The organism is Saccharopolyspora sp. NPDC002578 (assembly GCF_053592695.1).
In genome coordinates, this window is record NZ_JBSFWJ010000018.1 from 1 (window position 1) to 10,849 (window position 10,849).

Genomic DNA, 10,849 nt, shown 5'->3' on the forward strand with positions numbered 1-10,849 from the left:
AGCACGCGTACTACCTGCAGTACAAGAACGTCAAGGCGGACTACGTCAAGCAGCTGTGGAACGTCGTGAACTGGGACGAGGTCGGCAAGCGCTTCGCCGACGCGCGTGCCGGCTACAACGGCCTGCGCCTGCCCACCGCTTGATCCCGCCGCGCCGGGCACCGGCGCACCGCGGACGCTCGACACTTCGGGGCCTTCCTCTCGGGAAGGCCCCGAAGTGCTGTCCGGGGTGGTGCCGGAGCACCGCGCGTAGTGCTCCGGCGACGCGGGTCCGAACGCGAACGAACCCCGCCTCCCGGAGGAAGCGGGGTTCGCTCTGTTCCCGAACTGACTGCCGCTCCCACCACGAAGCGGACATGTATTAGGTTAGCCTAACCTCCCAGGCTCTGCAACCCCCGATCTCCGCCCCCGCCACAGCAGCAGTCCGCAGCCCACCGCGGCCAGCAACGAGGCGAGCCCGCCGAGCAGCACCGGCGACCGCGGCCCCAGCACCTCCGCGAGCCAGCCCGAGGCCAGCCCGCCCAGCGGTTTCCCGCCGAGGAACAGCAGCATGTAGAGGCCCATCACGCGCCCGCGCATCGACGGGTCGACGCTCAGCTGCACGGTCGAGTTCGCGCTGGTCGTGAAGGTCATCACCGCCACCCCGACCGGGATCAGCATCACCGCGAACGACCAGTAGCCCGGCATCAGCGCGCCCACCGCCTCCAGCAGCCCGAACGCGGCGGCGCCGAACACCATCAGCCGCAGCCGCGAGCCCTCCTTGCCGCTGCGGCGCGCGGCGAGGGTGGCGCCGGACAGCGTGCCGACCGCGAGCATCGTGATCAGCAGTCCGTAGCCGTCGGCGTCGCGGCCGAACACGTTGCGGGCGATGACCGCGAAGGTGCTCTCGAAGTTCATGCCGAAGGTGCCCACGCAGAACACCAGCACCATCACCGCGACCAGGTCGGGCCGCCGCCGCACGTAGCGCAGCCCGGCGAGCACCTGGCCGCGCTCCTTCGGCACCCGGTCCGGGCGGTGCAGCTGCGCCGCGTTCATCAGCAGCAGCCCGCCCACCACGGCGGCGGAGCTGATGCCGTTGGCGAGGAACACCCAGCCGGTGCCGACGGCGGTGATGAGCACGCCCGCGATGGCGGGGCCCACGATGCGCGCCAGGTTGAAGGTCATCGAGTTCAGCGCGACGGCATTGGTGAGCTGCGACGGCCCCACCATCTCCACCACGAACGACTGGCGGACCGGGGCGTCGATCGCCGCGAACGCGCCGAGCACGGCGCACAGCGCGTACACGTGCCAGAGCCGCACGACCCCGGACACGTCGAGCAGGCCGAGCAGCAGTCCGCACGCGCCCAGCGCGATCTGCGTCGCGATCAGCAGGCGCCGCTTGTCGAACCGGTCGGCCGCGGTGCCCGCCCACAGCGTCAGCAGCAGCGTCGGCAGGAATTGCAGCGCGACCGCCACGCCGAGCGCGCCGGCGCTGCCGCCGGAGAGTTCCAGCACCAGCCAGTCCTGCGCGGCCCGCTGCATCCACGTGCCGGTGAGCGAGACGACCTGACCGGAGGCGTAGTAGCGGTAGTTGCGCACCCGCAGCGAGCCGAACATGCCGCCGCCGGAGCCCTCCCGGCCTGGCGGAGCGGCGAGCTCGCCGGTGGTGGATGTGCGGTTCGCACCGTCCGGGCCGTGCCCTGACGGGTGCAGCGATTCACCTGACACCGCCGACGTGCTCAGCTCCCCTCTAGCGCTCCGAGATCCGTTCCATGATCTCGGCGGCGCGACTCAGCGTCGCGCGCTCTTCCTTGGTCAGCTCGGCGAGCTGGATGTCGAGCCAGCGCTCCCGAGCGGAGATCTCCTCATCGATGCGGGCGCGGCCCGCGTCGGTGAGGTCGACGACGGCCTGCCGCCCGTCGGTGGGATGCGGGGTGCGCACCACCAGGCCGAGGTTTTCGAGGGCGGCGATGACCCTGGTCATCGAGGGCGGCTGCACGCCTTCCTTCGCGGCGAGCACGCCCGGCGTCATGGCTCCGGCCTTGTGCAGGCAGGACAGCGCGGACAACTGGGAGAGCGTGACGACGGAGTCGGTGCTCTGCGCCCGCAACCTGCGGTTGAGTCGGACGGAGGCCATCCGCAGCCGAGTGGCCAGCGTGCGCTCACGTTCAGCGATCTCGGACACGTCGTTAGTCTACCAAACTATTTGACGACAAATCGGACGATCGACCCATGGTCGGGCGCGATGCGCGGAGCTTAGGGGACTCGACGTCCGACGATCACCCGAGGTGGCGAATTCGTACCCGATCGTCAGCCGTTGACGACTTCCGCCCCGGTCGATCTTGTCAGCGGCGGAGCCGCTGAGCGGTGGCCGCGCTCGCAGCAGGACCACCGGCGGGTTCTCAGCGGCCTTCTCGCGAGGACAGCCCGTTTGCCCAGTAGGCGGCTACTTCAAAACGGTCCCGCAGCGAGAAGGCCGCTGAGGTTCCGCTACCCGGACACCTCCGCGAAGCAAGCTCAACAACGGCTTTCAGCCCGCGAACAGCGCGGAGACCGGGTCGGCGGCGAAGTACAGCACGAACGCGGCCGAGACGACCCACATCAGCGGGTGCACGGTCCGCACCTTGCCGGTGGCCGACTGGATCAGCACGTAGCTGATGAAGCCGACGCCGATGCCGTTGGCGATGGAGTACGTGAACGGCATGACCACGATCGTCAGGAACGCGGGCAGCGCGATGGTGAAGTCGGACAGGTCGATGTCGCGGATCTGGGCCAGCATCATCGCGCCCACCACGACCAGCGCGGGCGCGGCGGCTTCGACGGGGATCACGCTGTAGAGCGGGGTGAGGAACATGGCGGCCAGGAACAGCAGCCCGGTGACCACGTTCGCCAGCCCGGTGCGGGCGCCTTCGGCGATGCCGGAGGCCGATTCCACGAACACCGTGTTGGAGCTCGCCGAACCCGCACCGCCCGCGACGGCGCCGACGCCCTCGACGGCCAGCGCCTTGCCGATGCCGGGCAGGTTGCCCTTGCGGTCGGCGAGCCCGGCTTCCTTGCCGAGGCCGGTCATGGTGCCCATGGCGTCGAAGAAGTTCGCCAGCACCAGCGTGAACACCAGCATCGCCGCGGCCAGCGCGGGCAGCCGCGTCCACGCGCCGAAGGAGATGTCGCCGACGAGCGACAGGTCGGGGAAGCCGAAGATCTGCTCCGGCGGTGCCGGGTAGCCGAGGTTCCAGCCCTGCGGATCGGTGCCCTCCGAGGGACCCGCGTGCACCAGGGCCTCCACGGCGATCGCCACCAGAGTGTTGATCACGATGGCGATCAGGATGCCGCCGCGGACCTTGCGCGCCACCAGGATCGAGGTGAGCACCAGGCCGAACGCGAACACGGCGGTGGGCCAGGACGCGATGGAACCGTCGATGCCCAGCCCCACGGGCACGGTGGTGTTCGCGGCGTCCGGCAACCGGCGCACGAACCCGGCGTCGACCAGGCCGACGAAGCTGATGAACAGGCCGATGCCGACCGCGATGGCCGCTTTCAGCTCGGGCGGCACGGCGTTGAACACGGCGGTGCGGAACCCGGTGGCGACGAGGATCAGGATGATGATGCCGTCGACGACGACCAGGCCCATCGCCTCCGGCCAGCTCACCTGCTGGGCGATGGTGACGGCGAGCAGCGTGTTGATGCCCAGGCCCGCGGCGATGGCGAACGGGTAGTTCGCGACGAGCCCGAACAGCAGCGTCATGACGCCCGCGACGAGCGCGGTGCTCGCCGCGACCTGCGGCACCGTGAGGATGTCGCCGAGCACGTCGCGCTTCGCCGTCGGCGAGTCCGCGGAGTAGCTGCCGAGGATCAGCGGGTTGAGCACGATGATGTAGGCGACGGTGACGAAGGTGACGAGCCCGCCGCGCAGTTCCCGGCTCAGCGTCGAACCACGCTCGGTGATCTTGAAGTAACGGTCCAGCACCCCGGTTCCGCCCCGAGCTCCCGATTCGTTCCCACTCGCCATGCGTGGATCTTCGGGACCGCGATCCGATCCCGCAACCGGCTGCGCGTCGGGTTTACCGGAACGTTCCCGCGACTGCTCGGAGCCGCTGTCCGGCCCGGTGGGCGAATCGTCCGGATTCCTGTCCGCCATCACTACCTCACCCTGCTGACGACTACCGGGGTAGCCTGCCCGACGTGACCGAAGACAGCGCACGCACCCCCGCCTCACCAGCGACGACGACCGCCGAGGCGCCACGCACCGTGCCCGCGCTGCCACGCAGGCTGGCCCAGCCCACGCCGGTCGTGCTGGCCGGGACGGGGATCTGGCTCGCGGGCCTCGTGCTGTTCGCCGTCACCGCCCCCGGCGGCTTCGAGTTCTGGACCTGCGTAGCCGGGTTCGTCCTGGGCTTGACCGGGTACGGAGTGTTCCGCTGGCAGCGCAACGCGTCGCGCCGCGGCTCCCGCGGGGCGTGGAAGGGTTTGTCCGGTCTGGACGGATAGTGCGATACCGGAAAGGTGCTCTCCGGAAGTGGTCCATTCGCTAGTCTGCTGCTCGCGAAGTACCTACGACTGGGGGAGCAAGAAGTGGCGTTCAAACTCGATGTCGATCGCCTTGAGTTCGCCGTCCTCGCCGGCTGGGCGGGCCTGAAGCGCTTACCGCCGGTCGTCCAGTTCAGCCACTACGGCACGCCGGTGCAGGACATCAACGCCGAGCTCGACGCGGCCGACGCGCGGTGCCGCCAGCGGGGGCTGGTGAACCGCGCGAACCAGGTCAGCGACGAGGTGTGGGACCTCATCGGGATCTACCCGACCACCGCCGTCGAATACGACCTGCGGTTCTCCGCGAAGAAGGGCACCGAGCTGCGCGCGGCGATGTCGCAGTCCGGCCAGGTCGCGGTCCGCACCGTCATGCACGGCGACCGCTACGTCCTCGAACGCGTCCGCGCGGAGGACACCGTGCCCGCGCTGGCCTCGGTGCTGCCCGAGCACCCGCCGCTGAAGATGAAGCCCGTCAACGTGGACCTCACCGAGATGCGCGCCGTCATGGCCGACGTGCAGAAGAAGGGCCAGACCGACCCGCGCGCCATCGAGCAGGGCCTGCGCACCCGCGGCATCGACGTGACGGGCTTCCGCAAGGCCACCGAACTGCTCGACGGCACGAAGCTCGGCGCGGGCCAGATCGGCGTCACCGTGTGGAACGCGCAGCGCAAGGAGTTCCGCGGCGACCACACCGTGCAGGTCGTCGACGTCGAAGGCGGCCGGGTGTCCATCTACAACTCCGGCAACCAGCGCATGGTCGCCGGAGCCGACATCGGCACCTTCCGCCGCGTCCTCGGCGACCTCACCACCGCCGCGCAACGCCGCTCCACGTGGTGACCTCCCGAGCGCTGGGCCGAACGCGTGATCGCGCCCGCGCGCGGGGAACGAGATGCGGCGTTGTGACGTCGTATCGGTGCACTGCACAGGCGTGATCTGGCAAGCTGAGGCCTGATCACGGATCAACGTGACACTAGGGGGTAAGACAACATGGCCACCATCAACACGACGGTGAACAACGGGGGCGTCAGCTCCGGGGCGTCGTTCTCCGTCGACACGGACGCCATTCCGGGGATGATCGCGAAGTACGAGGATGCTCGCGGCGAGCTCGACGAGATCCTCAACAAAGTCAGGAACTCAGGCGTCCTCAAGCCTCCTGGTGATGACGAGGTGAGCAAGGGCGCCGCCGAGTCCATCAAGAAGCTCATGGGGAATTCCGAGGGCGGTATCACGCAAGTTGTCACCGCTGCCCGCAAGCACATTCAAGACCAGATCAATCAGCTGAAAGCGGCCCAAAAGGACTACCAGTCCGCCGACGACGCAGCCACTCCGACTCAGGCGTAAGGAATTTTCTGTGCTACGACGTACCAGCGTGCTCACCGCATCCCTCCTCATGCTCACCGCGATCTCCTCGTGCGCAGTCGGCGGCGAAGGGGAGCAGCAGCCTCCGCAGGCCGCGCCTAGCACGGAAAACATCGATCCTGCACTGGCAGTCGAGAATCCGAAGAACCTCAAGGGCGTTGCGGACGCCTGCCAGTTGCTCACTCCGGAGCAACGCACCGCCCTTCAAGTCGATGGGGCTCCAGAGCAGGCTGACAGCTTGTACAAGGAGCCTGCGTGCAGCATGGAAGGCGACATGCTCACAGCACGCATCGAGATCAACTCAAATCAAGGTGGCATGACGGCCACGCACGAACGCAAGGACAACTTCGACAATTTCGAACCCACTGAGGTCGCCGGGTATCCGGCAGCGCTGGTGAACTTCTCCGATTCGCTGTGCTCAGTGATCGTCGGAGTCTCCGACACCCAGTCTGTCGATGTCTATTACGCAATGAACTCAGGCGGCGCCCCCGAAATGAACGACGGGTGCGGATACGCGAAGAAGATCGCCGCCGAAGTGGTCCAGAACATTCCAGCCGCCTGATCCGAGGTCAGGCGCAAGGCCGAACAGGATGATGCAACATGGTCCCCCCTGCGATACCGATCATGGTCGGCGTTGCGCTGGTAGCGCCGTCCGATTCCGGCAACATCGACGAGATCATGCAAAAGGTGGGGTTCAACCACCCGGAGAAGTACAAGCAGATCACCGAGGGCGCCGGGCCCGAAGAGATGACCCGTGCCGCCGACGACCTGAAGGGGGCGATCAGCGAGCGCTTCGGAGCCGCACTGGAACTACTCGAAACGGCGAACCGAGACGCGAACGTCGCTTGGCAGGGCCAAGCCGCTGAGCAGTTCGGGAACTCGACCAAACCAATGACGAGCTTCCTCACGAACGCTCAATCGACGTCGCAATCCGCCGGTGGTTCGATCGAGCGGCAGGTCGACGGGTTCCTCACGGTCCGGAACTCGATGCCGGAACCGAAGAAGGTCGACGCGACGGACAGCCTCATTGAAAAGGGCGGCGCCTGGCTCGTCGGCGGTGAAACGGACCTGCAGCAGCAGGAACGCGAGGCCACCGAGGCGGCCGAGGCCGCGAAGCAGACGTACTCGACCTACGACAACACGATCCGTCCCGAGATCCAGAACCCGCCGCGGTTCGACCCGCCGCCGGGGCAGAGCGGCGACCAGGGGCAGAGCTCCTTCGATCGCAGTGGGGCGATCAACTCGCCGATGGGCGTCGGATCAGGCGGTAGTCCTGGTGCTGGCGGTAGCGGCGGTGGGATCGGTGGCGTCGGTGGTGGTTCAGGGTTCGGGCCTGGTGGTTCGAGCTTCCCGGACACGCCTTCTGGCAGCGGTTCGTCGTGGGCTCCTGGGACCAGCCCCTCGACGATGCCGGCTCCGGCGTCGCTCCCCAGTGCCGGTGGTGGCGCCGGTGCGGGTGCCGGGGCCGGTGGTGCCGGGCTCGGGATGATGCCGGGCGGCATGGGCGCCGGTGGAGCCGGTGCGGGCGCGGGTGGTAGCGCCGGTGCGGGCGGCATGGGCGCTGGCGGTCGTGCTGGTGCCGGGGCCGGTGCCGCGAACCAGCCTGGTGCGGGTGGCCGTTCGGGCATCGGCACGCCGGGTGGCGGCATGGCCGGTGCCGGTGGTGCCGGCGCGAAGGGCGCCGGGGCCGGTGGTCGTGGCGGCATGGGCATGGGCGGCGGCATGGGTGCCGGTCGCGGTGGCCAGGGCGGCGAGGACGACGAGCACGAGCACCCGAGCTGGCTCGAGGAGCAGGACGACGTCTGGCTCAACGACATGCCGCGCACCGCTCCCCCGGTCTTCGGGGAGTGAGCTAGGGCGAACGCTCGACGGCGTTGAGGGGCCGCGCACCGATCAAGGTGCGCGGCCCCTTCGCTCGGGTCATCGCACCGATCGGTCCCAGGTGAGGGTGGGAGGTCTCGTGTCGGACAGCGGGTCTGCGGGGAACTCGGCGGGCCGCACGAACTCGACGCGCTGCACCGGCAGGGGGTTCTGCTTCGCGTTCGGTTTGCCGTCCTCACCGAGAACTTCGGTCTGCTCGCGGAAGTGATAAGCGGGCAGCAATGTCTCGGGGTCGAGGTAGTAGGCCATGTTCGCCCCTTCGCCAGGCCCATTCCCTTGCATGTAGGGAAGTTCCTCCGCTGTCAGCCCGGTCTTCTGGAACGACCAGGTCACTACCTGAAAGCCCCAGTACAACCCTCCGGTATTCACTGGTTCTGCACGAACCGGAAGCCGGACGAACCTCTTGCCGCCGATATCGACCAGCTCCGGTTTGCCCGCCTGGAAGAAGCCGGAGTACCTGGTTGTCAGGTGTGTGATCATGGCGTCGCTCTGCGGCGGCGTGAGTCCGCCAGGGATGATTCCGTCGCCCGCGTAGGTGGCATGGCGCCGCAGCCGACACCCTCCGCTGTCGGGATCATGCCAGCCGTTCCGGTAGCTGGCCCAGCTGTACGAGGTGTCACCGACGCATCGCGCTTGGATCGTTCCTTCGTCCGCGTCGAGCGAAGTCTTGATGTACTGCTTGGATCGATAGTCGACGATCGTGTCGTCCCCGTACTCGACCACGCCTGCGACGTAAGCAGCTTTGTCTTGGTAGGTCTCCTCTACGGTTCGGACAACAGGTTCCTGGGACTGCCGCTCGAACATCTCCCAGAAGAGCGCGTCCGGGTCGATCTCGTTGATGGTGGAGGCGTTGATCTGTGTGGACGGGTCCCATTCCGGCCGACCTTCGTCGGCTTCGGCCGCGCCCGACCGCAGCGCGTAGATGCCGATCGACACACCGATGAGGCACAACACCACGATCACGACGCCGAAGACGATCAGACCTGTGCGGCGCTTGCGCGGAGGTGGCTGCTGCCACTGCGGTACCGGCTGCTGCCAGCCACCAGGGAAGTATTGGCTGGGCGGCCCGCTCTGTCCGACCGGCGGCTGTTGTCCCTGCCAAGGTTGTTGACCGTTCCACGGCTGCTGGCCGTTCGGCGGGTAGGGCGGTGTCATCTCGTGGGGTCCGATTCTCCGAGGTCGTGATCGTCGATCAGCACAGCACGCGGTGAGGTCGTGCCGAGGGCGAATGCCCGATTTCGTGGGCAAGTCCGCATCGCGGCCGTCGGCTATTAACAATCACTCGTTGCTCGGGAACGGGACGATGCGGTGATCACCACTGCGGGCTTCGACGGAGCAGACCGAGCAGGTCGGGCGGCCGTCGCGGGGGCCGACGTCGGCCGGGTCGGCCATGACTCCGCACAAGCCCACGGCTTGCACCGCGCCGACCGGGATCACGTGGTTCTGGTAGCCGAAGGCGGCCCAGCAGCCTTCGGGCTCTTCGCTCTCTGCCGGCATTCGGGGTTCTCCTCGGGTTGGGAGGGTGACCGAGCGGGAGGGGAGGTGGACCCGCCCGGCCACCCGACGAACCGGTGTGGGGTCGGGGGTCACCACGACCGGTCCGGGTCATCGGTCCGCGATCAGCGCGGACGGTTCGCGAGCACGCGCCAGCAGTCCATGAAGGTCGCTTCCTGGATCCACGCGAGCTCGTCGGCGATGCGCTGCAGTTCGTCGGTGCTCACCACGACGCCGCACAGCGCCTTCACGAGCTCACCCGGCTCGGAGCTGCGCGCGGCCAGGTCGAAGGCGTGCCGACCACCGCCCACCGGCTGCCACAGCCCCACCTTCGCCCCGTTCGCCAACATGCTCGCTCCTTCCCAGAACTCAACATCGACTCGCATAAATGCTCACATCGCATCTATGCGATTGACTAGGTATCGTTCGAGTGGACCCCCTGGAGTGACACGCAGGACCTGACGAAACTGGCGAGCATGATGATCAGCCCAACTGTGCGCGGCCGAGTGCTGGCGAAAAGGCTCTACCAACTTCGCGAACAAGCCGGGTACACACAGACGGCAGCGGCGGCTGGGCTGGATTGGAAGCAATCGAAGGTCAGCCGCATTGAGGCGCGCGAACAGAAGGTCAGCGTGGCCGATGCACATGCCCTTGCAGCCTTCTACGACGTCACGAAAACGGAGCGAGATCTTTTGGTCACCCTCGCCCGTGACTCGAAGAAGCAGGGCTGGTGGCAGTCGTACGGCGATGTCATGCCTACGTGGTTCGACACCTATGTAGGCATGGAAGCCGAGGCATCGTCACTGATGACCTACGAGTCCGAGTTCATCCCGGGCCTGTTGCAAACCGCGGACTATGCCCGTGCCACCACTAAAGCGACCGTGCTCGATGCCGACGTTGAGGAGATCGATCGGCAAGTTGAACTTCGTCTGCAGCGACAGCAGCGGCTGCGTGGGTCGGACGCTCTCACCTTGTGGGCGATCATCAGCGAGGCGGCGCTGCGACGACCGGTGGGCGGCCAGGCTGTTTTGCACGAGCAGCTCATTCACCTCGTTGCTCTCGCCGAACAGCCGAACATCACCGTGCAAGTGATGCCCTTCGCGGCGGCAGGCCACCCTGCGCTCGGCCCTTTCGTTCTCCTCAGTTACCCGGAAGAGTGGCATCCAGACGTGGTGTACCTGGAAACCCAGGCTGGCGCTCAATGGGTTGAGGAACCCGTGCAGGTTCGCAAGTTCTGCGTGGTGACCGAACACCTGCGAGCGCACGCCATGGATCCGAGCGATTCGGTGCGCGCCTTGCGCGAGCGGGTAGGAGATCTTGGTCGGGATGTTCAGTCAGTGGCGAGTGTCGAGCAGAAGCGCAGGACAAGGTAACTGCGTCGAGGTGGGGTTCCGCGCATCCACCTACAGCGGCCCGCAGGGCAACTGTGTGGAGGTCGGCTGGCGGAAGTCCACCTTCAGCAACGGAGCCCAGAACTGCGTCGAGGTCGGCGGTTCTCCCGAGGTCGTCGGCGTGCGGGACACCAAAGATCGGGACGGCGGGATGTTGGTGTTCGAGCGCCAGGCGTGGCACCGGTTCACCCGGTCACTGCGAGGCTGACGCGCTTCTTG

The 10,849-nt window shown here is 67.4% G+C and carries 14 protein-coding genes; 8 read left to right on the forward strand and 6 right to left on the reverse strand.

The genetic code is table 11. The annotated features are described in order from the left end of the window. The coding region (locus ACWD38_RS11480; RefSeq protein WP_450124045.1) for a Fe-Mn family superoxide dismutase at nt 1-143 on the forward strand (143 nt) is incomplete at its 5' end. Nucleotides 144-365: 222 nt separating this feature from the next. On the opposite strand, the gene ACWD38_RS11485 is transcribed toward ACWD38_RS11480, so the two are convergent. The 3 genes from ACWD38_RS11485 to ACWD38_RS11495 form a co-directional block, all read right to left on the reverse strand. After that, a complete protein-coding gene (locus ACWD38_RS11485) occupies nt 366-1,706 on the reverse strand; it encodes an MFS transporter (RefSeq protein ID WP_343071595.1) in 1,341 nt (446 codons plus the stop codon). 22 nt (nt 1,707-1,728) lie between these two features. Then, nucleotides 1,729-2,115, reverse strand: coding sequence for a MarR family winged helix-turn-helix transcriptional regulator (locus ACWD38_RS11490; protein WP_184485810.1), 387 nt, complete (start codon nt 2,113-2,115; stop codon nt 1,729-1,731). Nucleotides 2,116-2,508: 393 nt separating this feature from the next. Continuing rightward, nucleotides 2,509-3,987, reverse strand: a complete 1,479-nt coding sequence (locus ACWD38_RS11495) for an NCS2 family permease (protein WP_450124022.1) — start codon at nt 3,985-3,987, stop codon at nt 2,509-2,511. 173 nt (nt 3,988-4,160) lie between these two features. Here ACWD38_RS11495 and ACWD38_RS11500 point away from each other — a divergent pair, with 173 nt between their 5' ends. From ACWD38_RS11500 to ACWD38_RS11520, 5 genes are all read left to right on the forward strand, one after another. Next, complete coding sequence (locus tag ACWD38_RS11500) at nt 4,161-4,466, forward strand: DUF2530 domain-containing protein (protein ID WP_343071596.1); 306 nt, start codon at nt 4,161-4,163, stop codon at nt 4,464-4,466. Between the two features lie 84 nt (nt 4,467-4,550). After that, on the forward strand, nt 4,551-5,342 hold the full coding sequence (locus tag ACWD38_RS11505; RefSeq protein ID WP_184483223.1) for an ESX secretion-associated protein EspG: 792 nt from the start codon (nt 4,551-4,553) through the stop codon (nt 5,340-5,342). Between the two features lie 150 nt (nt 5,343-5,492). Continuing rightward, complete coding sequence (locus ACWD38_RS11510) at nt 5,493-5,846, forward strand: hypothetical protein (protein WP_184483225.1); 354 nt, start codon at nt 5,493-5,495, stop codon at nt 5,844-5,846. A gap of 28 nt (nt 5,847-5,874) precedes the next feature. After that, nucleotides 5,875-6,426 (forward strand): DUF3558 family protein, encoded by a 552-nt coding sequence (locus ACWD38_RS11515; protein WP_184483227.1) that lies wholly within the window; start codon nt 5,875-5,877, stop codon nt 6,424-6,426. A gap of 62 nt (nt 6,427-6,488) precedes the next feature. After that, entirely contained in the window at nt 6,489-7,715 is a 1,227-nt protein-coding gene (locus ACWD38_RS11520; protein ID WP_184483229.1) for a PPE domain-containing protein, read from the forward strand. 69 nt (nt 7,716-7,784) lie between these two features. On the opposite strand, the gene ACWD38_RS11525 is transcribed toward ACWD38_RS11520, so the two are convergent. The 3 genes from ACWD38_RS11525 to ACWD38_RS11535 all read right to left on the reverse strand — a co-directional run bounded on the left by ACWD38_RS11525 (nt 7,785) and on the right by ACWD38_RS11535 (nt 9,589). Beyond that, nucleotides 7,785-8,900, reverse strand: a complete 1,116-nt coding sequence (locus tag ACWD38_RS11525) for a hypothetical protein (RefSeq protein WP_184483231.1) — start codon at nt 8,898-8,900, stop codon at nt 7,785-7,787. A 123-nt stretch (nt 8,901-9,023) separates the two neighbouring features. After that, complete coding sequence (locus ACWD38_RS11530) at nt 9,024-9,242, reverse strand: hypothetical protein (protein WP_184483233.1); 219 nt, start codon at nt 9,240-9,242, stop codon at nt 9,024-9,026. Nucleotides 9,243-9,364: 122 nt separating this feature from the next. Continuing rightward, nucleotides 9,365-9,589: a zinc finger protein gene (locus ACWD38_RS11535; protein WP_450124023.1), complete on the reverse strand. Its 225-nt coding sequence runs from the start codon at nt 9,587-9,589 to the stop codon at nt 9,365-9,367. Between the two features lie 126 nt (nt 9,590-9,715). Here ACWD38_RS11535 and ACWD38_RS11540 point away from each other — a divergent pair, with 126 nt between their 5' ends. Further along, on the forward strand, nt 9,716-10,612 hold the full coding sequence (locus ACWD38_RS11540; protein WP_184483237.1) for a helix-turn-helix domain-containing protein: 897 nt from the start codon (nt 9,716-9,718) through the stop codon (nt 10,610-10,612). A 10-nt stretch (nt 10,613-10,622) separates the two neighbouring features. Beyond that, the gene (locus tag ACWD38_RS11545) at nt 10,623-10,838 is read left to right on the forward strand and encodes a DUF397 domain-containing protein (protein ID WP_343071597.1); all 216 of its coding nucleotides are present in this window, start codon (nt 10,623-10,625) and stop codon (nt 10,836-10,838) included. The last annotated feature ends 11 nt before the right edge of the window (nt 10,839-10,849 follow it).